Consider the following 26,181-nt stretch of genomic DNA (forward strand, 5'->3'; position numbering starts at 1 on the left):
AAAGAAGGGGTGTATCGTTCGTTTTTGGAAAGAGATAACAAACGGTACGATATGTTGTTATATGGGATTTTACGTGAGGAGTATTTCAATACAAAGTAAAAGGGATCGACCATTGATGTGGTCAATCCCTTATTTTTATGGCTTCCAAATCATTAAAAAGAAAATAAGTACACCAAGTGAAGTAGCCGCTGCAAACAACTTATTAATGGATAATAATTGGCTTTTTTGAACGTCTGGTAACTCAACTGCTTTTTTATTTTCTTCGGCAAAAACCCATGATGATAGCTTTTTTGTTTTTGGATCAATAATGACAATGACGATCACTTGAATGGCAACATAAAGAATAAGTGAACCAATTAACCATGTTGTCATAAATGTCCCATAGTTTCCTAGTATCACTAACGTAATACCAGACACCACAGCAATCGTTCCACCGATTTTCGGGAAGTAATTAAGATAGTTTGATTATTTCATTGAATGACGAAGATCCTCTGCATTTTGATTCTTTCTAAACAGCACATGTCCAAAGAATGTAGGTCCAACCCCGATTATAGCTGATAAAACATGGACAAGAACTAAGACTTTTAGCATTTGATATCTCTCCTATTTTGTATGTATATATTCCCATTTTACAATAATGGTTGTTAGAATTTGCAGGTTTTTTAAAAAATTAAAAATTATTTTTACAAGACATTTAATTTTTACACATTTTGTCCTAATTCCTAGAATAGATTAGTGAAAGACTTAGAAAACTAGAATCTCCTCGAGGGGAGTAAGAACAATATGAAACTCTTAATGGTGTTAATCGCTGTAATAGGTGGAATACTCGCCGGCACACAAGCACCGATAAATGGAGAATTAGGGAGAAGAATTGGGAGTCTTGAAGCGGCATTAGTATCCTTTTTTATCGGGACATTAGTCTTAACACTATTTGTCTTGTTTTTCGGAAAGGGCCAGTTGCCTCAAGCTCTATCTGTGCCGAAGTGGCAACTATTGGGAGGAATACTTGGAGCAACTTTTGTAACAGCTATCATATTCTGTGTCCCAAATCTTGGGGTAGCCACCACGATCTTTTCTGCTATAATCGGCCAAGTAATCATCAGTATGGTCATTGATCATTTTGGCTTATTTGGAATCACGCGAAATCCCGTGAACCTGTACAGACTTATTGGGGTTATTTTAATGATTTCTTCGTTATTTTTTATTTATAAGGGTACTGTACAGTCCTAATAAAAATCATAATAATTGAAAGCGTTTTCTAGTTCGTGTAAACATGTGATGTTCGCTTTCCTTATCTCGAACACACAGTCTAATAAAACCTAATTAAGGGGGATAAAACAATGTCAGATTTAGTGAAAATTGGGCTAATCCAAGCCTCAAATGATGTGGATGGAAAGGAACCTGTCCAGGTTCATAAAGAAAAGGCGATTGAAAAGCATATAAAGCTAGTAAGGGATGCAGCTGAAAAAGGGGCACAAATCATCTGTTTGCAGGAAATATTTTATGGACCTTACTTCTGTGCAGAGCAAAATACAAAGTGGTATGACGCGGCAGAGGAAATTCCAAACGGTCCAACAACAAAGCTATTTCAGGAGTTGGCGAAAGAACTAGGTGTCGTAATAGTTCTACCAATCTATGAAAGAGAAGGCATTGCTACATATTACAATACAGCAGCTGTGATAGATGCGGATGGTTCATACCTTGGAAAATATCGAAAACAGCATATTCCACATGTTGGAGTTGGGAACGAAGGATGTGGATTCTGGGAAAAGTTTTACTTTAAGCCCGGAAATCTAGGGTATCCAGTATTCGATACGGCTTTCGCAAAAGTCGGTGTGTACATTTGCTATGACCGTCATTTTCCAGAAGGTGCAAGATTACTAGGATTAAAGGGTGCAGAGGTGGTCTTTAATCCATCAGCTACAGTGGCTGGTTTATCTGAATATCTTTGGAAGCTTGAACAGCCTGCGCATGCAGTTGCGAATGGCTATTACTTAGGAGCCATAAACCGAGTTGGCTATGAGGGACCATGGAATATGGGTGAGTTTTACGGCCAATCGTATTTAGTTAACCCTCGCGGAAGCTTCGTGGCGATGGCAAGTCGTGATCAAGACGAAGTCATTATAGGTGAAATGAATAAAAAGCTGATTAGAGAAGTGCGTGATGTATGGCAATTCTACCGTGACCGTCGTCCTGAGACTTATGGGGATATGACCGCGTTGCTTCCTTGATCTGGGTAATAGAAGTCAGTTTGGCATGAATAAGTTAATTTATTGCACGAGAGATCAAGTTTGATACAAAAATCAGAATACTCATTAAAACATCAAACTAAGAGTTTTACACAACATGTAAAACTCCTTTTACTCTAGTAAACAAAGAAAAGGAGGGTATGGAGTGAATAAAGTAAAAGGTTCTCATATTTCTCTTCAAGATTTATCGAAGAACTTTCTTGAAGTACACCCGGGACTTTCTAGCCGTGATGCAGTAGAAGAAGCCAATCGGTGTTTGTACTGCTACGATGCTCCCTGTATTACCGCTTGTCCGACAGGTATTGATATTCCGTCGTTTATCAAAAAGATTGCATCAGGCAATTTAAAAGGATCCGCGACAACGATTATGAGTGCTAATCCAGTAGGCGCAAGCTGCTCACGTGTATGCCCAACAGAGGAGCTTTGTGAAGGAGCCTGTGTGCTCAATCATTCTACGAAACCCATTATGATTGGGAACCTTCAGCGGTATGCGACAGATTGGGCCATTCAAAATGAACAAGTCTTATTCCAAGCGGGAGAAAGCAATGGAAAAACGGTAGCTATTATTGGTGGAGGTCCAGCAGGTCTTTCAACCGCAAGAGAGCTTGCCAGATTTGGATTTAAAGTCACCATATTTGAAGCCGAGGAACAGGCTGGTGGTTTAAACACGTATGGTATTGTCTCCTTCAGGTTGCCGCAAGCCATTTCCTATTGGGAGGTTCAGCAAGTTGAGGCACTAGATGTAGAAATCCGCACGAACACTCGTGTTGGAAAAGATATATCGGCAGAAGAACTACTAGCAACCTATGACTATGTTGTATTAGCCGTTGGGATGGCAAATGTACCTATCTTAGGTATACAGGGAGAAGAAAATGAAGGTGTGTTTGATGCCATTCAGTTTGTAAAGGATACTAAAGCCGGAGAGATTTCACGTGACTTTGTAGGGAAGCGAGTGGTGGTCATAGGTGCAGGGAATACAGCCATAGATGCTGCGACTTGTTCCGTCCGATTAGGTGCCGAAAACGTCAAAATTGTATATAGAAGAACTCAAGAGGAAATGAGCGCATATGACTTTGAATATGATTTTGCCAAACAAGATGGTGTTGAATTCCGTTGGTTAACGGCTCCAAATCGGATTGTTTCAGAAAATGGAAAAGTGACAGGCATAGAATGTATCAAGATGGCACTAGGTGAATCAGGCGCAGATGGTCGCCGCCGTCCTATGCCAATAGAAGGTTCAGAATTTGTGATAGAAGTAGACGCCGTTATTAAAGCCATTGGTCAACAAAGGCATCAAACTTTAATCGAGCAATTCGGGGTCGAGCATGCAAGTGGTGTAGTCAAAGTGGACATGACAACCTATCAGACTTCCAATCCAAGAATATATTCATGTGGTGACGTTGTATTTGGAAAAGGCATAGGAGATGCAATGGTTGTAACAGCTGCACAGCAAGGAAAGCTGACAGCACTTGCCATTCATAAGCAAAACAGTCCAATAGAAACAAGCTGAAAGGAGGAATAAACGATGGCTGATTTATCCATAAATTTTGCAGGAATAAAATCACCGAATCCATTTTGGCTTGCATCAGCTCCACCAACCAACTCGGGCTATCAAGTGCAACGAGCATTTGAAGCGGGCTGGGGCGGGGCAGTGTGGAAAACACTAGGGGATCCAATCTTAAACGTGTCTTCTAGGTTTGCGGCTGTAAGCTTTAACGGACAACGTGTGGCTGGATTTAATAATATTGAGCTTATTACCGATCGACCGTTGGAAGTTAATTTAAAGGAAATCTATGAAACAAAGAAACGATTCCCCAATCATGCAATTGTCGTTTCTTTAATGGTCGAGCCCAAACAGGAAAAGTGGCATGAAATTGTCAAACGTGTGGAAGATGTTGGCGTTGATGGTCTCGAGTTGAACTTTGGTTGTCCACATGGGATGGCGGAGCGTGGAATGGGATCTGCTTCTGGTCAAGTACCTGAGCTTGTTGAAAAGCAAACCTACTGGGCTAAGGAAGCAGCGAAAACCCCTGTCATTGTAAAGCTTACACCGAATATCACGGATATCACCGTTACAGCAGAAGCAGCGGTTCGTGGTGGAGCAGATGCTGTTAGTATGATCAACACGATTAATAGTTTAGCAGGAGTCGATTTAAATACGTGGAACACGATTCCTCATGTTGCGGGAAAAGGAGCACATGGTGGATATTGTGGTCCAGCGGTAAAGCCTATCGCACTCAATATGGTCGCAGAATGTGCACGAAATCCACGGATCCATGTACCGATTTCTGGGATGGGTGGAATATCCAATTGGCAGGATGCTGTTGAATATATGCTGATGGGTGCAGGTGGGGTGCAGGTTTGTACGGCAGCGATGCACCATGGCTTCCGAATTGTAGAAGACATGATTGATGGATTGAATAACTATCTGGATGCAAGGGGAATTTCCAAAGTATCGGATCTTGTCGGAAAGGCTGTACCTAAATTCTCTGACTGGGGAAATTTAGACCTGAACTATAAAGTGGTTGCGAGAATTAATCCCGAGGTTTGTATTAACTGCAACAAGTGCCATATTGCCTGTGAAGACACATCCCATCAATGTATAGACATGCTGAAAAACCCGATAGGTAAGGAATATCTAAAAGTTCGTGAAGAGGATTGTGTAGGATGCAATCTATGCTCCATTGTTTGTCCAGTTGACGGAGCCATTGATATGGTCGAGCTACCCAACGAGTTGCCACCTATGACTTGGAATGAGCGACAAGTAGCTTTTCAAGGGTTTGCTGGAAAAAAGTAAGTGGAGGGAGAATTCATGAAAAAGCTAATTAGAAATGGAACGATTGTGACGGCATCGGACACCTATAAAGCAGAGATTTTAATAGAGGATGAAATAATTACCTCAATCGGCTACAACTTACCACAGAATGGAGCAGAAATCATTGATGCAAAGGGATGCTATGTATTCCCAGGAGGTATTGATCCACACACCCATCTTGATATGCCTTTTGGTGGAACGGTTACAAAGGATGATTTTGAAACGGGCACCATTGCAGCAGCGTTCGGTGGAACCACAACGGTTATTGACTTTTGCTTAACGAATAAAGGAGTGCCACTAAATCAATCAATTCAAACATGGCATAACAAAGCTAGAGATAAAGCAGTCATTGATTACGGATTTCACTTAATGATTGGAGAAATTAATGAAGATGTCTTGAATCAACTAGACAGCATAATTAACGAAGAGGGAATCACTTCGTTCAAAGTTTTCATGGCATATAAAAACGTTTTACAAGCAGATGACGAAACCCTGTTCAGAACGCTAATTGCTGCAAAAGAGCTTGGCGGACTTGTCATGGTTCACGGGGAAAATGGGGATGTTATCGATTATTTAACGAAAAAGGCATTGGCGGAAGGAAACACAGATCCGATTTATCATGCCTTAACAAGACCGCCAGAGGTGGAAGGTGAAGCAACAGGAAGAGCCGCAACACTTACTGGTTTAGCTGGTTCCAGGTTATACGTTGTTCATGTTACATGTGCAGAAGCGGTACAGAAAATTACAGAGGCCCGTAATAAAGGGTTTGATGTGTGGGGTGAAACGTGTCCGCAATACTTAGTGCTTGATCAAACAGCTCTAGAAAAGCCGGATTTTGAAGGGGCTAAGTATGTGTGGTCACCACCTCTCCGTGAAAAATGGAACCAAGAGGTGCTCTGGAATGCCCTAAAAACAGGGCAGCTACAGACGCTTGGATCTGACCAATGCTCGTTTGATTTTAAAGGGCAAAAAGAGCTAGGTCGTGGTGATTTCACAAAAATTCCAAATGGTGGACCAACGATTGAAGATAGAGTCTCGATTCTTTTTTCAGAGGGTGTGAAGAAAGGAAGGATTTCCATAAATCAATTTGTGGATATCACATCTACAAGAATTGCAAAGCTGTTTGGTTTATACCCGAAAAAAGGAACAATCGCTGTTGGTGCTGATGCTGACATTGTCATTTTTGATCCAAACATCAAGCGTACTTTATCAGCAGAAACGCATCATATGGCAGTTGATTATAACGCATTTGAAGGAATGGAGGTGACGGGTGTACCGGTTTCCGTATTAGTTCGAGGTGAGTTTGTTGTTCGTGAACAAACATTTGTTGGTAACCCAGGTTCTGGTCAGTATGTAAAAAGAGCAAAGTACGGAGAGTTACGCTCTTCAGATCATGAAAAACTAACAATCTAACTAACGATGAACCTCGTCTACTTGTAGAAACTCACTAGCCCAGCCATCATACACTCATGAATCTGAACAACTCTACTAATTTTTATACCCCATTTTAAAAAGGAGAGTGTTCAAATGAGTAAAAAGCAATCGTATTTAAAGTCATCAGACCTTTTGCCAATAGCAGCAAAAGATAGAAAGATTACACCACTTGGTTATTCTTTCATGTGGGTAGGGATGGTCGTCGTGTTAGCAACGTTTGCCATTGGTGGAGCCGGAGTCATGTCCTTGCCATTACCACTCGTTTTGGTCGCAACACTTATTGGCTCCTTAGCCATCGGTCTATTTATCTCATTAACCGCTGATATTGGAATTGAGCATGGTGTATCCTTTCCAGTTTATATGCGTGCTCCTTTTGGCACAATAGGGACTCATATTCCGTCTGTCGTTCGTGGAGTCGCTGCGTCCATGTGGTTTGGAATTAATACGTATTTCGGAGCAACAGCAATGAATGGAATCTTAAATATATTATGGGGCTTTGATAATTGGTTTATCTGCTTTTTAATCTTTGCGATTTTACAGCTAATCAACACAGCGCTTGGAATAAAAGCAGTTGAGAGATTTGCGGATTTAGCGGCTCCTGTTATTATCTTAATTTCTTGTTGGATGTATGTTTCCTTATCTGACTCTGCCGCCGCACAAGGAAGAGAAATTTGGAGTTGGGTGGAGAACCCGGTAACTGGTGGAGCAGCAATTACAGCCTTTCTTGTTGTGATTATGAGCAATATGGGCTTTTGGGCCACCCTAGCAGCTGATATTCCCTCCATTTCACGCTTTATGAAAGCACCAAGTAATGAAAAGAATTGGTTTAAACGAAATAAGAGCTCTTTAATCGGTAACTTAGTAGCGTTACCTTTAACACAATCTTTTATGGTGGTTATTGGTGGAGTTGCCTATATTGCCGTGATGAATGCGGATCCAGTGATTGCCTTGCAGCAAGCAGCCAGTGGATTTGCTCTTGGGATTTTACTACTCATGATTGTGTTAGCGCAATGGTCAACCAATATTGCGGCGAATATTGTTCCAGCAGCGACTATTTTCTCTAATGTTGGTGGACCGAGATTTCCATTCTGGGCAGGTGTAATTACTGCCGGGATCGTTGGAACAGTCGTTCAACCGTGGAATCTATTTGGCGTAATCATTCCGGTATTATTGTTCATTGGAGGAATCCTATCTGCCATTGTTGGGATTCTCATTGCAGATTACTATTTAATCCGGAAACGTCGAGTGAATGTACCCGAACTGTATGAGGCGAACGGACAATATAACTATTTGAAGGGTGTTAATGTAGCGGGATTTATTGCTTGGATTATTGGAGCCACTGCTTCTTATTTCTTCCCGAGCTACTCGTTTCTAGTCGGTTTTGTCATAGGAGCTGCTTGTTACTACGTACTTGCAAAATATTGGTGGTTCGCCAAATACAAACAGGCAGAAATTGAAGATCCTAGTGATGAGTTATATTTAGGATTATCTGTAGGCCGTGATTGGATCATTGATGATGAAGCAAACATTTCATCAAAAAACACATCTGCCTGATAAAGGGGGAAAAGCAATGTCTGATTATCAACACTATTTAGAAGAAAAAGAGAAGATAAATAATCTTTTACAAACTGGGTACCAAATCAGGAGTGTACAAGAGAATCTAAGTGGAGCATTTGTGCAATTTGAAAAAGAGAATGAAAGTGGATTAGTTATTGAAACACTACACATATTGACGGCAGAAGCGAGAAAATATTTTTCAGTCATGATGATTCATCAGAATCAAGGCTAGAAAATTCAAGTTGTGTAGGAGGGATAATCTATGGAATTCTCCTTAAGATGTAAGGGTAATGTGTATCCTTGTGAGGTTACGATTGATGAGGATAACGGTCGTTATATGATTCGTAAAACAGATTCAAGTGGCGAGGTTTTTAACACACCAGAAGAGCTTGCCCTGTGGCTTAGCCAAAACTGGGAGTCCAGTGATTTTCATGATGCCGAGGAGTTTGACAACATGATGAAGGAAATTCAAGTACACTTTCCAATAGGCCTAGAACTATAACACTTTAAAAAGTAGGATTGGTCGGTATAGGCCAATCCTATAGTAGTTAACTTTTAAGGAGGAAACTAAATGTCTGTTACGAAAAAAGATACAGTCACGTTAAAAAATTATATTGGTGGTAAGTGGGTAGACTCGTCTGCCCAGCAATTCCTGGATGTTATTAATCCAGCTACAAATGAAGTTCTTGCTAACGTTCCAATCTCTTCAAAAGAGGATGTTGATACGGCAGTAGCTGCTGCCAAAGAGGCCTTTCGTGATTGGAAAAACGTCCCTGTACCCAAACGAGCGAGAATTCTTTTTAAGTATCACTATTTGTTATCCGAAAATCATGAAGAGCTTGCTAGATTAATTGTTCAAGAGAATGGAAAAGCCTATAAAGAGGCTCATGGAGAAGTACAGCGGGGCATAGAGTGTGTCGAGTTTGCAGCCGGAACTCCCACGCACATGATGGGTGAGACACTCTCAGGAATTGCTGAAGAAATTGATTCGGAAATGTTTCGTTATCCACTAGGTGTAGTTGGAGGGATCACCCCTTTTAATTTTCCAATGATGGTGCCGTTATGGATGTTCCCACTTGCTATAGCTTGTGGAAACACATTTGTTTTAAAGCCTTCTGAACGCACACCACTTTTAGCAAACAGATTGGTAGAACTTTTCACAGAAGCAGGTGCTCCAGACGGGGTTTTGAACATTGTTCATGGTGCACATGATGTGGTGAACGGTTTGCTTCGTCATAAAGATATTGCAGCGATTTCCTTCGTTGGATCTCAACCTGTTGCGAAATATGTGTACGAAATTGCCGCATCAGTCGGGAAACGAGTTCAAGCTTTATCTGGGGCTAAAAATCATCATTTTGTCATGCCAGATGCAGATGTAGAGAAAGCCGCGCAACATATCATTGGCTCAGCATTTGGTAGTGCGGGTCAGCGATGTATGGCTTGCAGTGCGGTCGTGGTTGTCGGAGAGAATGATCTATTTGTTGAAGCATTAAATCAAAAGGCCAATGAACTCATTATTGGTAACGGCATGGATGAAGAAGCTTTATTAACACCAGTTATTCGAAAAGAACAACAACAGAAGGTAGAAGGATACATTGAAAAGGGTATTCAAGAGGGTGCAACATTACTTCGCGATGGTCGTAAGGAAATGGAACAGTTCACAGAAGGGAATTTTCTAGGTCCAACAATCTTTGATCATGTTACTCCAGAAATGACCATTGCCAAAGAGGAAATTTTCGGTCCGGTATTAAGTCTTCTAAGGGCGAAAGATTTAGATGAGGGCTTAGAATATCTTCGCAGGTCCAAGTTTGGCAACGGAGCAACCCTCTATACAAAGGATGCAAAAGCAGTCAGGCAGTTCCGTGAAGAGGCAGATGCTGGAATGATCGGAATCAATGTAGGTGTTCCAGCCACAATGGCCTTTTTCCCATTTTCGGGTTGGAAGGATTCTTTCTATGGCGACCTGCATGTGAACGGAAAAGACGGCATAAACTTCTATACCCGCAAGAAAATGATTACGTCGCGTTTTGATTTCTAAGGTACAGTAGGAGGGATTGCTATGGTTCAGACAAATCAGCAGGAAACACTTTTGTCCAAGGATGAGAAATATGTTTGGCATTCAATGAAGCCTTATAGTCCATCCAGCACGATGGTCGTGGCAAAAGCAGAAGGGTCTTGGGTAACGGATAGTGATGGAAAGCGCTATATTGATGCAATGGCAGGCTTGTGGTGTGTGAATGTTGGCTACGGTAGAAAGGAATTGGCAGAGGCTGCCTATGAGCAACTAAAAGAAATGGCCTATTTCCCATTAACACAAAGCCATGTAAAAGCCGTTGAATTAGCAGAAAAGCTGAATGAAATGCTTGGTGGGGACTACGTGATTTTCTTCTCCAACAGTGGTTCAGAAGCAAACGAAGCTGCTTTTAAAATTGCCCGTCAATATCATCAACAGCGTGGTGATACTCATAGATACAAAATCATCGCGAGATATCGAGGATACCACGGTAGCTCGATGGGTGCACTAGCCGCAACGGGCCAAGCGGAACGGAAATTCAAATATGAACCATTAGCTCCAGGATTTCTACATGTAACACCTCCAGATATTTATCGGGATGAGGATGAACACGTAACGAACCCTCATGATTTGAAGTCTGTTCAAGAAGTAAATCGTGTGATGACTTGGGAGCAAAGTGAGACCATTGCAGCCATGATTATGGAGCCAATTATCACAGGTGGTGGGGTCCTAGTCCCCAATGATCAGTACATGAAGGGTGTAAAAGAGGTTTGCGAAAAGCACGGTGCCTTGCTAATAGTGGATGAAGTCATTTGTGGATTTGGTCGCACGGGGAAGCCATTTGGATATATGAATTACGGAGTGAAGCCAGACATCATCACAATGGCAAAAGGGATTACAAGTGCTTACTTACCGTTATCTGCGACGGCTGTTCGAAGAGACATTTACGAAGCCTTTAACAGCTCTGAACAGTATGATTTTTTTCGTCATATTAACACGTTCGGAGGAAACCCTGCCGCATGTGCACTCGCTTTGAAAAATATTGAAATCATGGAACATGAAGACCTTTTCGAACGGTCACGTTTGCTTGGGGAAAAGCTGTTGAATACATTGAAGGAACGTTTGCAGGATCACCCTAACGTTGGGCATGTTCGTGGGAAAGGGTTACTTGTTGGGATAGAGTTAGTGAGTGACAAAGGAACGAAGGATCCGCTAGACATGGCACTAGTAAATGGAGTCATTGGAAGATGTAAAGAAAATGGTGTCATTATCGGGAAGAATGGAATGACTGTTGCGGGCTTTAACAATGTGTTATCGCTTTCGCCTCCATTGAATATTGATGAGAAGGATTTAGATACGATTATTGAAACCTTGGTTGGGGCAATAGATCAGATAAGATAATATATGAGCAAACAGACAGGATGAAAGGGTGTTGAGACCATCATCACCCTTCTTTCTTGATCAATAAATTACTCATTTTTTGAGTTCATTATTTAAAGCATCTAGCTTGCTTACTATAATCTCATTACAAATTAGATTAATATACATTGGAAACATATTCATCTCAACTTTATATTTACTCCTTGGCTCAGATTCATTCTCTATAACCTTTATATCATGGATAGTATAAGGAATATGCGCAAAAGTCCAATCTCTTGGAGGAATCTCTTTATCAAACTTTGGTGTATGCTTGATTTCTAGACTATAGCAACCTAGAAAATGATACTCCCCATCTTCACATTTAAGAATAATCTCGTCTGCATGATATTTTATATCTAATTCTAATACCCTAGCATCCCAGTAATGAATAGAGTCTATTAAGTCTTGGATATCCATTCTTAGTACCTAAGATAGGGTATATGAGCTGCTTGACTTCTATAATCAACCACTCTACCAAATCTGTCTAATGACTGTCCGTATGAATTATATAAATGAACATGGTGATAATTGGTTACTCTATCAGGCGGGTGAATTTTTACTCTTGCTAGCCCATTATATCTTACTTCAATAAATTTGTAATATGGATCAGAGTATCTTGTCCATGTAATGGGGAGAGACCTTAAAACCTGAACTTTTTTTGAGCTTGGAATTAAAGTAGTATTTAAATTTCCAAATCCAGACGAGCCTCCACCAATACCCCCTCCTCCAGAACCGCCACCTAGGCAATCTGGGGTAATTTCTGAACCTAGAACTGTATTTTCATATAAGGGTAGACTACTTATTAATTCGTACTCTTCGACAATACTGTTTTCTGAATCTAATTCTTCAGTAATTATCCCTTCCAATACATTTCCATCAACAATGATCTCATGGGATAGATTATCATCTTCATAAATAGTCGGATATATTTCTGTTGTAAGAGAAATGCTATATTGATTTAGACATTTTGCAGATGCTGTATCTACAATGAGAAAAATAGCAAAGAATAAAACAATTATAGTTATCAAAGTAAGATTTTTTTTCACTCGTACCTCCTATAAACGTTATATTTATTAGTACTTTGGCCAAAGGGAACTCATGGGAATAATTATATTTATATATATAAGAGAAGTAAATAGTAATATAGAAGTTTTTTGAATATTATTATAATAATTCTCATTTTTTCTACAATGATTATTTTCTTTTCAATTTAACATGAGGTCATTATATACCACCAAACAAGGTTAAATTAAGTTCTGTAAGAGTTAATAGAGGTAGCAGGCAGATAAAAGATAAACTTGGCTCGTAATCTAGAAGAAGGGTTACGGGTTTTATTTATGGGAAAGTCGAGTCGTTAGAAAGATATTAACCGCCCCGTAGATTAATAGAAATAGCAACACACCTTGAAATTCAAACATTGAAGTAAGCAAGGACCCAAAACTAGCCCCAACCAATAATGTAAAGGAGTAAAAAGCAACCGCACTCCCCCGTGCTTCACTTCCTAATGTCCCAATTATAGTAATAATAGATGGAATTAATATACTGATCGAAGCCACAATGAAAATAGATGAGTAAAGAATGACCTCGTAAAAAGGAAATAAAATCATGAACAGCAGACTGCCAATAAGCAAGGAGAAACCTAAATAAAGACTACCTTTTATCCCCACTTTAGAAATAATCGTTCCTCCAAATAGCGAAAGTACTGCTCCGGTTAATCCTATTAATCTAACATTAAATAGATCTGTTTCAGAGTGTGTAGGTAAAAGGAATCGACCAACCGTATCGTAAAAGGCAACCATGGTAAGTAAGAGACTGAAAGTAATCGTGTAACAGAAAACTAAATCCTTTGAACGAAAAAACTGAAGATACTGTTTAATAGGTATAACGGTTCCTTGAACTTTAGGCTGCATACGGTTTGGAAGCATTTTAAGAAACAGTAAAAAAATAATGAAATAGACCAGTCCGAATAAATAATAGATATACTCCCATTCCCAAAACCCAGTAATGCTAGAGCTTATAAGCAAACCCGCAATGCCAGCCACAAGGAATCCCGTATTAATCAGAGATAGAACGAGCGCTCGAAACTTCCCATGATATAAATCAAATGTATAGGCAAAAGCGATAGGGGCAAAGCTCCCCCCGGCAAAGCCTTGCAATCCTCTCGTCAAAACAAGGAATTCAGCAGAATTGGATAATGCAACAAGAAAACTTGTAATGGAGAATAGTAGCATCCCAATTACAAACACGATCTTCCACCCGTGGTAATCTGAGAGTGTGCCAAATACCAATAGTCCAATTGCATAACAAAACATAAAGGACATGCTTCCCCAAACAATCATGGAAGATGAAGTCTCTAAATCTACTGCTACCACCTGATAAATCGGAATCAAGGTATAAATATTACTCGCTACAAATACACCTGCTAAAATGAGCAATAGTGCAATCCGATAACCATTCATTTGGGGCATACTTTCCACACACCCTTCTAATACAGTTCTCCTGAAGTACCCACACAAGTTTTACAGTATATGCAAATTTTTTTAATTGCGAAAGTCGTCTACCTAATAATCCTTCCAATGGTTGTGCATTGAAAGATGGAAAAGGATTCAAGTACAATGGAAGGATAAATATACTTATCCATACAAAGGGGAGATGTCAGGAGATGACACTTCATATAGTAGTAGGACGATCAGGAAGCGGGAAGACACATGGGATGTTAGATGAAGTTCGAGAAGAACTTCTCACGACACCTACTGGGGATCCAATCGTGTATCTTGTTCCAGACCAAATGACGTTTCAAATTGAATATGATCTGATTCAAACCCCGGGCTTAGGTGGAATGCTTAGAGCTCAGGTGTTTAGCTTTAGTAGACTAGCCTGGCGAATTCTTCAGGAAACTGGAGGAATCAGCCGATTACATCTCACAAATGTGGGAACCAATATGCTTATTCGAAAAATTGTCGAACATCGTAAGAACGACTTTCTTGTGTATGGACGCGCTGCGGAAAAAGCAGGTTTTATTGATCATATCGAGCAGATGATTCATGAATGTAAACGATATTGTGTCACGGCTGATGGGATCAAAAATCAGTTACATGACCTCCAGAATGCGAATGAAAGTGATACAACCCTTTTGCATAAATTACACGATTTTTCGATCATCTATGATGAGTTCGAACAACAGCTTTTTCAGAAGTACGTAGATTCAGAGGATTATTTACGATTACTAGCTGAGAAAATTCCAGTTTCGGAGTATTTGAAGAATGCCACACTTTACATTGATGGATTTCATAGCTTTACACCACAAGAGCATGTCGTTTTAGAGAAGCTTATTGAGACATGTAAAAGTGTGAAAATGGCTCTGACATTGGACAAGCCGTTATCACGTCAGCCACATGAACTGCAGCTTTTTCATATGACTGGGAAAACGTATTTATACATGAAAGAGCTTGCTGACCGTCTTGAAATAGAAACGAAGATTCATCATCAACAAACTAACCTACGTGCTAAGAGTGACTCAGCACTCATCCATTTAGAACAGCATTTTGAATCAAGACCAACTGTTCCTTCTAAACAAAATGCGGGAATAAAATTAAATGCAGCAGTCAACCGTCGTGCAGAAGTAGAGGCAGTGGCCAAGGAAGCCTTACGATTAGTACGAGAAGAAAACTATCGATATCGCGATATGGCAATCCTACTCAGAAATACGAGTGTGTATCAGGATCTGCTGGAAACGGTTTTTGAGGAGTATGAGATTCCATTATTTATTGACCAAAAACGTTCGATGCTTCATCATCCTTTAGTTGAATTACTTCGTTCAGCTCTGGAGGTTATTTCTAGTGGCTGGCGTTATGAATCTGTTTTTCGTTGTGTGAAGACGGATCTTTTATTCCCCGCAGATGCAGATGAAACGAGTTTACGCGAGGAGTTTGATGTGTTAGAAAACTATGTCCTTGCTTATGGCATTCAAGGATTTAGATGGAAGAGTGACAAGCGTTGGCCATACCGAAGAATCGTAGGGATCGACGATCAGGGCTTAGCGAAAACAACCAGTGAAGAAGAGATGGAGTCGAAAATCCATGTGCTACGAACTCTTATAACTGAGCCGTTACTTAACCTTGAAAATAGGTTAAAGAAAGCAAAGACAGGCACCCAGTATGCAGAAGCTCTTTATTTATTATTAGAAGAGATAGATACTCCAGAAAAGTTGGAAAAATGGCGTTTCGAACGAGAACAAGCTGGAGAAAACAGTAAGGCAAGAGAGCATGGACAAGTATGGAGTGCAGTGATAGATTTACTCGATCAGTTTGTTGAATTAATTGGGAATGAGCCGATTACCTTCCAGGCGTTTCAATCCATGATTGAGTCAGGACTTGAATCGTTACGTTTTGCACTAGTTCCTCCTGCAATTGATCAAGTTGTCGTGGGAGATTTTGAGCATTCACGTCTTTCACATATCAAGGCGACGTTTATTCTAGGGATCAATGATGGAGTGATTCCAGCGATCCCTACTGAAGATGGGGTACTAAGTGAAGAAGAACGCGAGAAACTATCTCATACGGGTTTAAAGCTTGCACCAGGTGGCAAACAACAGCTACTAGATGAGCAGTTTCTTCTATATATGGCAATTTCAACAGCCTCAGACCTTCTATGGCTTTCCTATCCATTAGCCAATGATGAAGGTAAATCACTTGTCCCATCGATTTTTATTAAACGCGTCAAAGATTTATTTCCTACCTTAAAGGAACAGCTAATACTTCAGGATCCAACGGATTTAACGGAGATTGAACAAATTGACTATATCACCTCACCTCAAAAGACGATTTCGTATTTAGCCTCCCAGCTTCAACAATGGAAAAGGCATTATCCGATTTCAACGATATGGTGGGACGTTTATAATGCATATGAGCAAAAAAAGGAATGGAAAAGCCTTCGTTCAAGAGTATTAAATAGCTTATTCTATCAAAACGTTGAACAACCTTTACCAGCAACCGTTAGCAATAGCTTGTACGGTGATACACTCACAGGTAGTGTGTCGAGAATGGAATTATTTCAAAGCTGTGCATTTTCACATTTTGCTTCGTATGGTTTGGGTTTACAGGAGCGTCAAATCTATCGTTTAGAAGCACCTGACATCGGTCAATTTTTTCATGCAGCCTTAAAAATGATGGCGGATGAGCTTCATAAGCAGCAGTTAAGCTGGAGCCAGTTAACAAAGAGGCAGTGTGAGGAATTAGCACATGCTGTGGTTGATGAGCTTGCACCTCGTATTCAAAAAGAAATTCTGTTAAGTTCAAACCGCTATCATTATTTAAAGAGGAAGCTGACGGAAGTGATTGGACGGGCTTCCATTATATTAAGTGAGCACGCAAAGGCTAGCGGATTTGCTCCTGTTGGTTTAGAGCTCGGTTTTGGGCGAAACGGTGAATTACCATCTATTAGGCAGGATCTGCAAAATGGTTCAAAGCTCGAGCTTGTTGGCCGAATTGATCGCGTCGACATGGCCACAGGTTCTAAGGGATCTTATTTACGAATCGTAGACTATAAATCTAGCCAAAAGGGGTTAAACTTATCAGAGGTTTACTACGGTATTGCCCTTCAAATGGTAACGTATCTTGATGTTGTGCTATCTCATTCCAAAGCTTGGCTAGGAAATGACTCGTTACCTGCTGGTGTCCTCTATTTTCACGTGCATAATCCTATGCTAAAGACCGATTCAGAGATTTCTATTGAAGAAATTGAAGATCAAATGCTAAAGAGCTTTAAAATGAAAGGACTCCTACTTGGTGACGAGGAATCTGTCAGACTTATGGACTCAACACTAGAAAGTGGTCATTCGAAAATCGTTTCAGCTGGATTGAAGAAGACAGGTGGATTTTATAGTAATTCCTCCGTTGCGAGTGAGGAAGAATTTACCTTGCTAAGAGGTCATGTGAGGAAAAGCTTTCAAGCTATTGGGAACGAGATGATAAGTGGAAAGGTTGATATCAGTCCTTATCAGCTAAAGGATCGAAAGCCGTGTACGTATTGTAAATATAAACCGATTTGTCAATTCGATGAGGCATTAGACGAAAACAATTATCGTCCTTTGCAACCATATGACGATGCAACAATCCTACAACGTATAAGAATGGAGGCAAGCGAGCATGAAACTCTCCATACCTCCAAAGCCTGACGGTGTTCAGTGGACAGATGACCAGTGGAAGGCAATTGCTGCAAGAGGAACGGATATTTTAGTAGCCGCCGCCGCAGGATCAGGGAAAACAGCTGTTTTGGTTGAGCGAATTATACAAAAGGTCATGGATAAAGATCAGCCTGTCGATGTGGATCGGCTATTAATTGTAACCTTTACAAATGCAGCTGCAGCAGAAATGAGACACCGAATTGGTGAGGCACTGGAGAAAGCTATATCAGAACATCCAGCCTCACTCCATTTACGAAGACAGCTGAGCTTACTCAATCGTGCTTCCATTTCTACCTTGCACTCCTTTTGTTTAGAGGTCATTCGAAAGTATTATTTTCAAATCGATATAGATCCAGCCTTTCGAATTGCAGAAGATACAGAAGCTGCCTTGCTTCGTGAAGAAGCCATGGAAGAGCTGTTTGAAGAAGAGTATGGAAAAGAAGGAAATGAAGCGTTTTTTGACTTAGTAGATCGCTATACAGGCGATAGAAGTGATAGTGATTTGCAGGTGATGGTTCGAAAGCTATATGACGAATCAAGGGCCCATCCTGACCCTGTTCGTTGGTTGAATAAGCTAGTGGAAACCTATCAATTAGAGGATGATGCAAAAATAGATCAACTACCCTTTTTAGCATCGATTCAAAAAGAGATTAGTATGAAGCTCCAAGGTGCTAAAGCGATTCTTGATCAGGCATTAGAAGTAACGAGGATTCCTGGAGGGCCAGCTCCTCGTGCTGTAAACGTAGAAGAGGATTCGCAACAAATTCTTCATTTAGTAGCAGCTCAAGAGTCTGGTTGGGACGAGCTTTACAGGCAGTTTCAATCCCTGAAATTTAATTCGCTTAAGATTTGCAAGGGCGATGAATATGATGAAGCTTTAAAGGAACAAGTCAAGGACTTGCGAGAAAAAGCAAAAGAGATTGTCAAACAAATTAAACTAAACTATTTTCAGAGAACTCCAGAATCGTACCTGAATGACCTTCGTAAAATGGAGTCCTCTGTTGCAACATTAATTTCGATAGTCCATTTGTTTGGAAGTAGATATGAGAAAGTAAAGAAAGAAAAAGGACTTGTTGATTTTGCTGACCTTGAGCATTTTTGTTTAAGTATTTTACGAGAAAAGGCAGAGGACGGAACAAGTAAACCAACAGATGCCGCTTTATTTTTCAAACGCCATTTCAATGAAGTGTTAGTGGACGAGTACCAAGATACCAACTTTGTGCAAGAGTCAATTGTTCGATCTGTTTGTAAAGACGGGGAATCAGCAGGAAATTTATTTATGGTTGGAGACGTTAAACAGTCCATCTATCGATTCCGCTTAGCTGAACCTGGGCTGTTTTTAAAGAAATATAAATTGTTTTCTCCTATTGGAAATGAGCATGGTTTGCGAATTGACTTATCCCAAAACTTTAGAAGCCGGGCAGAAGTGTTAGACGGAACTAACTATATCTTTAAACAAATCATGGATGAAAAGGTTGGAGAAATCTTTTACGACGAGCAAGCGGAATTAAAGCTAGGTGCTAGCTATCCTGAAAGTCAGCAAACGAAGGCTGAGCTTCTTATTGTGAATCATGATGGAGAAGAACAGCCTGAATCAGAGGAAGGGGAATCCACCTTTGATGCTGTTGAACTAGAAACGGTTCAGCTAGAGGCAAGGCTTATGGCTCAGAAGATTAAATCTCTCATCGGGCAGCCATTTCAGGTGTATGACCGAAAACTTGATCGAATGCGTGATATTACCTATCGTGATATCGTGATTTTGCTTCGCTCCATGCCTTGGGCACCACAAATTATGGATGAATTTAAGCAACAAGGAATTCCTGTGTATGCCGATCTTTCGACTGGCTACTTCCAGGCAACTGAAGTGTCCATCATGCTTTCACTGTTAAAAGTAATTGATAACCCATACCAGGATATACCACTTGCTGCTGTTCTACGTTCCCCTATTGTAGGATTACGAGCAGATGAATTAGCCTATATTCGCCTAAAGCAGAAAAAGGGAAGCTTCTACGATGCGATAAAACTTGTCTTGGAAAAAGGTATTCAAGCTCCAAAGCATAATCACACGTATGAAAAGCTATTGGAGTTTCATCTCATGCTTCAAAAGTGGCGAACGTATGCGAGGCAGGGTTCATTATCAGAATTGATTTGGCGAATTTATCAAAAAACAGGCTACTATGATTTTGCTGGTGGAATGCCTGGTGGCAAGCAGCGCCAAGCCAATTTACGTGCTTTGTATGACCGTTCAAGACAGTATGAGTCGACTTCATTTAGAGGCTTATTCCGTTTTCTTCGGTTCATCGAAAGAATGCAGGACCGTGGCGATGACTTAGGGACGGCTCGGGCCCTTGGTGAACAAGAGGATGTCGTCAGAATGATGACCATTCACAAAAGTAAAGGACTTGAGTTTCCGGTTGTTTTTGTAGCAGGTTTGTCTAAGCCTTTTAATAATAGGGATTTATATAGTCCATTCTTGCTTCATAAGGATTTAGGATTCGGCTCGAAGTATATTGATCCTAAACTTCGTATTAGTTATCCAACGCTACCCCAGCTAGCGATTAAACAGCAGATGAAAAACGAAATGCTGGCTGAAGAGATGCGTGTTTTATATGTAGCACTGACACGAGCGAAGGAAAAGCTTTATCTAGTGGGAACCGTCAAGAAGCTTGAGAAAAAGCTTGAGCAATGGGGCCAGCTTGAATCCGTTCATGAATGGATATTGCCAAGCTATGAGCGTTCTAAGGCTAAATGTTATATGGATTGGGTTGCTCCATCTCTAGTTAGACATATTGACGCTGAAGGATTAAGGCAGAATGAACTAACAAACATAAATGAAGAAATTTCTCACCATCCGTCCATTTGGGAGGTTACACTTGTTGATCCGAAGCTCTTAGAAGAAGCATTGACCATAGAGTCTGAATTGGACAAGGATATCCTTCAGCAGGTCAAACAAGGAGAACCTATTCAATTGGACAGTCAGTTCAAAGAAATGATTCACAAACGATTAACGTGGGAGTATGATTTCAAGAATGCATCCACTCATCGTTCAAAGCAATCGGTCTCAGAGATCAAAAGGATGAGAGAGACTCATGATGAATTCAGTGAGACGACTTTAGTCAAAATAGTGCGAAAACCAATTGCAGATCGACCACGGTTCTTGCAGGAAAAGTCAATGACACCGGCAGAAAAAGGGACGGCCATGCATATGGTGATGCAACATGTAAAATTGGATGAATTTGTTACGGTGGCTAGTGTGAATGAACAGCTTTCGTATATGGTTGTAAACGAACTACTATCACAAGAACAGGCAAACAATATCAATGTAGATGGAGTGGTCGCGTTTTTTGCGACTGAGCTTGGTAAGCGGATTATGCAGTCTTCAAACGTCATGCGAGAGGTTCCATTTAGTTTAGGGTTGCCTTCTAATGAGGTTTATCCTGAATGGGAGGGTGAAAGTGAAACCATTCTTCTTCAAGGAGTTATTGATCTGTTGTTTGAAGATGAGCAAGGGATTGTCTTGCTAGACTTTAAGACGGATGCTGTAACAGGAAGATTTCCTGATGAAACGGAAGTAGAGCCACTGTTGAGAGAACGCTACGAGGTCCAGCTTGAGCTATATAGCAAAGCCATTGAGCACATCTGGAAACGACCTTTGAAGGAGAAGTATTTGTATTTCTTTGATGGTGGGTATTTGGTAAAGGCGTAAGAAGTGTTATAAATTAAAACAACAGACCAAATTCACGAGGTCTGTTGTTTTTTTATCGTTACTTTCTCTTTCTAATTCTCCAAAGAATCCCACCACTTGCTTCCGTTTTAAGGTTCGGTGATTTAGCAATAGAAAAGATTTTACCAAAATCGAGTACATACAATTCCTCACCACTCGGGCTGAAACGACAATCTATCGGATGCACAACACCTGTTGTTTTTTCTCCCGGATTTAGATTGGCTAAGAAGTCGCCTGTTTCCCCAGTTTTGACATTTACTCGCACTACCTTGTACCCAATGCCTGCTTGAGGTAGGAAGCTCCCGAATAACGTGACAAAAGCCCAATCCTTGTAGCCGAAACGTTGATTTTTGGAGAAATCAAACTTACTAGGGGAGGTCCCATGCTCCCAAATAATGGTCGGTTTAGTAGCAAGTGACGGATGTTTTTTTAGGACGAATTCTGGCTGAGGCGACTTATCAGGCTTGAACATCGGATCCGTTACAGGTAATCCTGCACTAAAATCAGGGAATCCATACCATCCTCCTTCAATGGCCTCCCACATAGTTTCAAGACCCTTTATCGGCCGAGGACTATGGTTTTGGTCAAATCCATACTCCGTAAAATACAGCTTTCCATTAGGAGCAAATCCTAATCCGAATACATTACGAAGGCCATGAAGGTAGACTCGTAAACCAGAACCATCTGGATTGGCCTGATACATGACAGACGTTGACTTCAACTTCCCTTTAACAAGCTGTCCATCTGTTACCGGTTTCCCAAATGGCTGAAATGCTCCAGTACTTACATTAGCCTCTTGAGGATTTACTTCAAAAGGATTAATAGATTTGAAGTTTTTACCTTTTAATACTACATCGCTTGAAGGAACATCATGAAAGTCAGGCCTTTTCTGCAACCAGCTAAAAGTATAGTAGCTATCAATACCAACAACAGCAGAGTTTGTAGCACTACCCACACAGAAATACATTTTCCCATCAGGACCGAATATAACATCTGACGTGTAATGATCTCCGCCCGTTTGAAGACCATCTATTAGTGTTTCCTTTGAACCATCTTTCCGAACACGTAAAATCCGACCTGGGTACTTGCCCTCCGCTACATAAAAATACCCCTTGTTCCAGGTGATTGAAGTAATAGGACCTCGGAAGCCAGATGCAATCTCTTTGACTTTACCGTTACCACTTATTTCGAGAATACGTCCTTTTTCAGGTGTTTCAGCAGCTCCATACGAATAACCACCTTCACCAACATAAAGACGACCCTCATCATCAAAAGTAATACTCGTAGGGAAATTAAGTCCCACGACCACCGGCTCGAGTATATAATCTGGATCTAAAAACAAATCTTTTGGGTTGACGGGTATCCGATCAACAGGCTCGGGTAGTTCATCAATATATTTCTTTGATGTAGGTTTAAATGATGGAGTATTTAATCGTTCATCAGGTATTGTTGCTTGCGAACGTTGCAACTGAGTGTTGGTATACTGCGCATTTACATAATTTTGATACTGAACCCATTCTTGATACCTAATCCATTCTTGGTGCTGAAGCCATTGTTGATACCAAGGATTTTGAGTCATCGCATGAACCTCCTTTTTTTGCAGAGAGAGCAAGGTATATGTATTAAAAATTTCATCTGGCTTTTTCTCACTATACACATATATGAGAATAGGGTTGTCAGTTATGTTTGCGGATATTCAAATAATGTTCGAGGTATTTTGTAGCCACACCATTAAATCGTTGCATCCAACCTTGTAAACGACTGTGATAGAAGGGGGGAATAGTATAAATGAATGTTTTGGAAATGAAATGTAAAAGTTGTGGAGGAAAATCATTTGTACAAGCAATGGATTTCATAAATCTTCGCCAAGTGGATAAGGAAATGACGTTTGGTTCTGATAGAATCTTACGGTTTGTTTGGATTGCGGAGAAGTTGTTTCAATAAAAGTGAAAAACCCAGAAAAGTTAATAAAATGATTTTATTAACTTGGTGGAGAAGTAAAATTAAAGAGTTTTAAAAAAAAGCCTATCAAGGCTCTTTTTCTAATGAAATATCAACAATATTATTTAACAAAGCCAAGAATAAATAAAGGACAACAGATTTCTCATTTGAGTCTACTGATCCCTGACCAAAGGGAAAAGGATTTTGGGTAAAAAAGAATATAAGGTTACTGGGTTTGCCTACTCCTTTCACCCGGCACCTTTACAAATCATTATAAAGACTTCAATAAAAAGCTCAGATGAAAATGCAAATGAACTTGTAGCAAAAATTGAAGCATCAATAGAAGAATTTTTAACTTCAGCAGCACTCGAAAAAATAAATGACAATGAGCCATATGAAATTATTGTAAGAGGAAAAGACAAACAAAGATTAAATTAGAGTTCAGTTGAATACTACTAAGATCTAGATTGCGTTCTATCTTAAAAAGAAGGATATATAAGTTCTTTACTCAACTAACGATACAGTTAAAAAAGGATAATCTTCCCTTTTGTAGAATAACTATAAAGAACCTTACCGGATGTATAAGTAGGGTTTTCTTTATTAGATAATGCTATTAAAAATTTGGCATTTGAAAGATGTGGAGGGATTATAGTAGTGATAGTAGCGAAAACAACAAATCCTATTTTGATAGAAAAGATAAGAGAAAGAGACATCAAAACAATTATGACTTGGTTCGAAACAAAGAAGGACATATATTATAAAGCTTCTTTGATTTATCTTAAAGATCCTCAAGAAATAGAAGAAGTTTTTTATAGAGTGATTATCAAGATATACGAAGAGAATTATCGAATCAAAAGGGATACTAGTTTTGATGCCTGGGTTATCTCTATCCTTTTAAATGAATGTTGGGTTAGGTCTGCTAATAATTTAAAAGAGAAATTGGATGTTTCAGAAGGGGAAATGTTAAGTAAATTAAGCCAATTGGAAAAAAACTATAAAGATCCACTTCTATTAAGTTATATGATGAATGTAACACTTGACGAAGTTTCACAAATTCTTCAGATACCTATTCAAACTGTAAAATCACGCTTGTTTTCAGGAATTCAATTGCTACAGAATGAATGGGAAGACAGCACAATACTTGATGGCTGTAGGCAATATCAAGATCACTTTATTAATTATTTAGACAGGACGTTAAATAGGGAAAGATGTATAGAACTAGAAATCCATATACATTCCTGCGATAGTTGTAATAACATGTTATTCTCATATCAACATGTCATTTTAACACTTATTAGAGAGTCAGAGTCCTTGGAGATCCCCCCTGCTTTTATGGATCTTGTAACAAAAAAGGTAATGGAAACCGAAAAGGAAATAGAGCGTGTTAAAAAGCAGGTGAAAAAGAAACGAACGTTAATAAGTGCAATTCTAGCCTCGATAATAACTATAACTATGTTTGTGGGATTTGTTACAAATGGTTTTTCAAATATATATTATTCGTGGTTAGATTGGAATCAGTTAGAAGATAAGGAGATGCTCACCTATCTAAAAAATGGTTTGGGAGAGCCATTAAACTTGGAAGCGGAAAGCAATGGTATCAAAGTAAAGATAAAAACAGCCATAGCTGATGAGTCACAGACACTTATCTATTATGAAGTAGAAGATACGAATGAAGGAAACGAAAAATATGCAATAAATGCATTTGAGGGAGTAACCGTAGAAAACGAGTATGATTTGTTAAATCTTCAGGCTGAATTTTTACCTTATATTCAAATGGGAGAAGAAACACTAGCAAAGAAAGATCAAAATGTATTTAGCGGAAAACTTAGCTTATTACCCATTTCTAAAGAAACTGGGACAATTATGCTAAAGATTTCAAAGCTTTTAGAGGTAATAGAAGATACCTCGAATTCAGAGAATACAATGTACAACTTAAATTATAATCTGATGGGTAATATGGAAGGGGATTGGAGCTTTGAAATTCCAGTAACCAAACACGCTTCCATAGAACATGAATTAGATAAGGAAATCGAGATTGATGGGATTCCAATAATACTAGAAAGAATCGCTTTTGCCCCAACAACAACCTTACTAGAATACAGATTCAGTGATACGATTCAAAAGAATAAACAAATTCAAAATATTAATATTGAAAGTCTTGAAAGAGATAAACAGATAGCTCAAACTCATAATATTCATTATGATCACTATCTGAATGATGGTTCTTTACAAAAAAGCTTTGAATCTCTTTATTTTGAGAAATCAAAGGAAGTTAACATTCATTTTAGCTCGATAAATTATTTCGTAGAAGATCATGTATCCTTTAATCTTAATACAGAGGGAACGTTCCCACAAACTTTTGAATATGTAGGTAGCTCAATTACAATTGAAGATTTAACGATTGGAACTCCGACTAAGGTAGTATTTATACATGGACCACCAGAAGATAGGGCGTATGAATCTTTACATTTTGAATTTAAAACCAAAAACGAAAACGAATACGTAAACATGAATTACATTAGTAACGATGGTGTATTAATTGATCGGGACGGTACTATATATGAGGCAAGTGAGTATAATATCCATATTGTTAAAAGTGAGCCACCTCGCTATTACGAAACGAAAATTGAGAGCGAGTTAGTAAGAGACTCTTCTAATGAACAAGTAATCCCTTCAAAGCTTCAAATATATGGCTATAGTACTACGAATTATATAGATGAAGTGGTAGCTATTCAGTTAGATTAAGAAAATTTGATTCGACAAGTACCTGTCACTTGTCAGGATTCAGGATGATTTTTCTATTTTTTCAAATACTAGATGTATGAAGGATAGATAAATAGGAGG

Annotated in this window: 21 protein-coding genes; 15 read left to right on the forward strand and 6 right to left on the reverse strand. The window is 39.6% G+C overall.

Going from position 1 to position 26,181, the window contains the following annotated elements; translation table 11 throughout:
• Nucleotides 1-135 precede the first annotated feature (135 nt).
• Together ACOI1C_RS07435 and ACOI1C_RS07440 are read right to left on the reverse strand one after the other, a co-directional pair.
• Nucleotides 136-438, reverse strand: a complete 303-nt coding sequence (locus ACOI1C_RS07435; protein ID WP_422509847.1) for a DUF2269 family protein — start codon at nt 436-438, stop codon at nt 136-138.
• A gap of 27 nt (nt 439-465) precedes the next feature.
• Nucleotides 466-591 carry a hypothetical protein gene (locus ACOI1C_RS07440; RefSeq protein ID WP_422509516.1) on the reverse strand — a complete coding sequence of 42 codons (126 nt, stop codon included), beginning with the start codon at nt 589-591 and terminating at the stop codon, nt 466-468.
• A 192-nt stretch (nt 592-783) separates the two neighbouring features.
• Here ACOI1C_RS07440 and ACOI1C_RS07445 point away from each other — a divergent pair, with 192 nt between their 5' ends.
• The 10 genes from ACOI1C_RS07445 to ACOI1C_RS07490 all read left to right on the forward strand — a co-directional run bounded on the left by ACOI1C_RS07445 (nt 784) and on the right by ACOI1C_RS07490 (nt 11,470).
• The gene (locus tag ACOI1C_RS07445; protein ID WP_422509518.1) at nt 784-1,230 is read left to right on the forward strand and encodes a DMT family transporter; all 447 of its coding nucleotides are present in this window, start codon (nt 784-786) and stop codon (nt 1,228-1,230) included.
• A 110-nt stretch (nt 1,231-1,340) separates the two neighbouring features.
• A complete protein-coding gene (locus ACOI1C_RS07450; RefSeq protein ID WP_422509520.1) occupies nt 1,341-2,231 on the forward strand; it encodes a nitrilase-related carbon-nitrogen hydrolase in 891 nt (296 codons plus the stop codon).
• Nucleotides 2,232-2,394: 163 nt separating this feature from the next.
• Nucleotides 2,395-3,759, forward strand: a complete 1,365-nt coding sequence (locus ACOI1C_RS07455) for an NAD(P)-dependent oxidoreductase (protein ID WP_422509522.1) — start codon at nt 2,395-2,397, stop codon at nt 3,757-3,759.
• 15 nt (nt 3,760-3,774) lie between these two features.
• Entirely contained in the window at nt 3,775-5,046 is a 1,272-nt protein-coding gene (preA, locus tag ACOI1C_RS07460; RefSeq protein ID WP_422509524.1) for an NAD-dependent dihydropyrimidine dehydrogenase subunit PreA, read from the forward strand.
• Between the two features lie 15 nt (nt 5,047-5,061).
• Nucleotides 5,062-6,477 (forward strand): dihydropyrimidinase, encoded by a 1,416-nt coding sequence (gene hydA / locus ACOI1C_RS07465; RefSeq protein WP_422509526.1) that lies wholly within the window; start codon nt 5,062-5,064, stop codon nt 6,475-6,477.
• Between the two features lie 114 nt (nt 6,478-6,591).
• Nucleotides 6,592-8,052 (forward strand): NCS1 family transporter, encoded by a 1,461-nt coding sequence (locus tag ACOI1C_RS07470; RefSeq protein WP_422509528.1) that lies wholly within the window; start codon nt 6,592-6,594, stop codon nt 8,050-8,052.
• Between the two features lie 16 nt (nt 8,053-8,068).
• The gene (locus tag ACOI1C_RS07475; RefSeq protein WP_422509530.1) at nt 8,069-8,287 is read left to right on the forward strand and encodes a hypothetical protein; all 219 of its coding nucleotides are present in this window, start codon (nt 8,069-8,071) and stop codon (nt 8,285-8,287) included.
• Between the two features lie 30 nt (nt 8,288-8,317).
• Nucleotides 8,318-8,557, forward strand: coding sequence for a hypothetical protein (locus ACOI1C_RS07480; protein ID WP_422509532.1), 240 nt, complete (start codon nt 8,318-8,320; stop codon nt 8,555-8,557).
• Between the two features lie 69 nt (nt 8,558-8,626).
• Nucleotides 8,627-10,093 (forward strand): CoA-acylating methylmalonate-semialdehyde dehydrogenase, encoded by a 1,467-nt coding sequence (locus ACOI1C_RS07485; RefSeq protein WP_422509534.1) that lies wholly within the window; start codon nt 8,627-8,629, stop codon nt 10,091-10,093.
• Between the two features lie 21 nt (nt 10,094-10,114).
• A complete protein-coding gene (locus ACOI1C_RS07490; protein WP_422509536.1) occupies nt 10,115-11,470 on the forward strand; it encodes an aspartate aminotransferase family protein in 1,356 nt (451 codons plus the stop codon).
• 72 nt (nt 11,471-11,542) lie between these two features.
• On the opposite strand, the gene ACOI1C_RS07495 is transcribed toward ACOI1C_RS07490, so the two are convergent.
• From ACOI1C_RS07495 to ACOI1C_RS07505, 3 genes are all read right to left on the reverse strand, one after another.
• The gene (locus ACOI1C_RS07495) at nt 11,543-11,905 is read right to left on the reverse strand and encodes a hypothetical protein (RefSeq protein ID WP_422509538.1); all 363 of its coding nucleotides are present in this window, start codon (nt 11,903-11,905) and stop codon (nt 11,543-11,545) included.
• A 2-nt stretch (nt 11,906-11,907) separates the two neighbouring features.
• On the reverse strand, nt 11,908-12,534 hold the full coding sequence (locus ACOI1C_RS07500; RefSeq protein WP_422509540.1) for a hypothetical protein: 627 nt from the start codon (nt 12,532-12,534) through the stop codon (nt 11,908-11,910).
• Nucleotides 12,535-12,819: 285 nt separating this feature from the next.
• Nucleotides 12,820-13,956, reverse strand: coding sequence for an MFS transporter (locus ACOI1C_RS07505; protein WP_422509542.1), 1,137 nt, complete (start codon nt 13,954-13,956; stop codon nt 12,820-12,822).
• 194 nt (nt 13,957-14,150) lie between these two features.
• On the opposite strand from ACOI1C_RS07505, the gene addB reads away from it, so the two are divergent.
• Both addB and addA read left to right on the forward strand, forming a co-directional pair.
• Complete coding sequence (gene addB, locus ACOI1C_RS07510; protein WP_422509544.1) at nt 14,151-17,663, forward strand: helicase-exonuclease AddAB subunit AddB; 3,513 nt, start codon at nt 14,151-14,153, stop codon at nt 17,661-17,663.
• Entirely contained in the window at nt 17,635-21,378 is a 3,744-nt protein-coding gene (gene addA, locus ACOI1C_RS07515; protein ID WP_422509546.1) for a helicase-exonuclease AddAB subunit AddA, read from the forward strand. Before addB ends, addA begins: the two co-directional genes overlap by 29 nt.
• Nucleotides 21,379-21,436: 58 nt before the next feature.
• On the opposite strand, the gene ACOI1C_RS07520 is transcribed toward addA, so the two are convergent.
• Entirely contained in the window at nt 21,437-22,975 is a 1,539-nt protein-coding gene (locus tag ACOI1C_RS07520; RefSeq protein WP_422509548.1) for a PQQ-dependent sugar dehydrogenase, read from the reverse strand.
• Between the two features lie 209 nt (nt 22,976-23,184).
• Here ACOI1C_RS07520 and ACOI1C_RS07525 point away from each other — a divergent pair, with 209 nt between their 5' ends.
• The 3 genes from ACOI1C_RS07525 to ACOI1C_RS07535 all read left to right on the forward strand — a co-directional run bounded on the left by ACOI1C_RS07525 (nt 23,185) and on the right by ACOI1C_RS07535 (nt 26,082).
• Nucleotides 23,185-23,340 carry a hypothetical protein gene (locus ACOI1C_RS07525; RefSeq protein ID WP_422509865.1) on the forward strand — a complete coding sequence of 52 codons (156 nt, stop codon included), beginning with the start codon at nt 23,185-23,187 and terminating at the stop codon, nt 23,338-23,340.
• A gap of 201 nt (nt 23,341-23,541) precedes the next feature.
• Entirely contained in the window at nt 23,542-23,775 is a 234-nt protein-coding gene (locus ACOI1C_RS07530) for a DUF4030 domain-containing protein (protein WP_422509549.1), read from the forward strand.
• A 216-nt stretch (nt 23,776-23,991) separates the two neighbouring features.
• On the forward strand, nt 23,992-26,082 hold the full coding sequence (locus ACOI1C_RS07535; protein ID WP_422509551.1) for a DUF4179 domain-containing protein: 2,091 nt from the start codon (nt 23,992-23,994) through the stop codon (nt 26,080-26,082).
• Nucleotides 26,083-26,181 lie beyond the last annotated feature (99 nt).

The sequence above is a fragment of the Bacillus sp. DJP31 genome, from assembly GCF_049310945.1.
Classification (GTDB): Bacteria; Bacillota; Bacilli; order Bacillales; family SA4; genus Bacillus_BS.

Excerpts from the sequence above, each read along its gene's own strand:
- ACOI1C_RS07440 (WP_422509516.1), bottom strand. The coding sequence starts at position 591 with ATGCTAAAAGTCTTAGTTCTTGTCCATGTTTTATCAGCTATAATCGGG.
- ACOI1C_RS07445 (WP_422509518.1), top strand. The coding sequence starts at position 784 with ATGAAACTCTTAATGGTGTTAATCGCTGTAATAGGTGGAATACTCGCC.
- ACOI1C_RS07450 (WP_422509520.1), top strand. The coding sequence starts at position 1,341 with ATGTCAGATTTAGTGAAAATTGGGCTAATCCAAGCCTCAAATGATGTG.
- preA (WP_422509524.1), top strand. The coding sequence starts at position 3,775 with ATGGCTGATTTATCCATAAATTTTGCAGGAATAAAATCACCGAATCCA.
- hydA (WP_422509526.1), top strand. The coding sequence starts at position 5,062 with ATGAAAAAGCTAATTAGAAATGGAACGATTGTGACGGCATCGGACACC.
- ACOI1C_RS07470 (WP_422509528.1), top strand. The coding sequence starts at position 6,592 with ATGAGTAAAAAGCAATCGTATTTAAAGTCATCAGACCTTTTGCCAATA.
- ACOI1C_RS07475 (WP_422509530.1), top strand. The coding sequence starts at position 8,069 with ATGTCTGATTATCAACACTATTTAGAAGAAAAAGAGAAGATAAATAAT.
- ACOI1C_RS07480 (WP_422509532.1), top strand. The coding sequence starts at position 8,318 with ATGGAATTCTCCTTAAGATGTAAGGGTAATGTGTATCCTTGTGAGGTT.
- ACOI1C_RS07485 (WP_422509534.1), top strand. The coding sequence starts at position 8,627 with ATGTCTGTTACGAAAAAAGATACAGTCACGTTAAAAAATTATATTGGT.
- ACOI1C_RS07490 (WP_422509536.1), top strand. The coding sequence starts at position 10,115 with ATGGTTCAGACAAATCAGCAGGAAACACTTTTGTCCAAGGATGAGAAA.
- ACOI1C_RS07495 (WP_422509538.1), bottom strand. The coding sequence starts at position 11,905 with ATGGATATCCAAGACTTAATAGACTCTATTCATTACTGGGATGCTAGG.
- ACOI1C_RS07505 (WP_422509542.1), bottom strand. The coding sequence starts at position 13,956 with ATGCCCCAAATGAATGGTTATCGGATTGCACTATTGCTCATTTTAGCA.
- addB (WP_422509544.1), top strand. The coding sequence starts at position 14,151 with ATGACACTTCATATAGTAGTAGGACGATCAGGAAGCGGGAAGACACAT.
- addA (WP_422509546.1), top strand. The coding sequence starts at position 17,635 with ATGAAACTCTCCATACCTCCAAAGCCTGACGGTGTTCAGTGGACAGAT.
- ACOI1C_RS07520 (WP_422509548.1), bottom strand. The coding sequence starts at position 22,975 with ATGACTCAAAATCCTTGGTATCAACAATGGCTTCAGCACCAAGAATGG.
- ACOI1C_RS07525 (WP_422509865.1), top strand. The coding sequence starts at position 23,185 with ATGAATGTTTTGGAAATGAAATGTAAAAGTTGTGGAGGAAAATCATTT.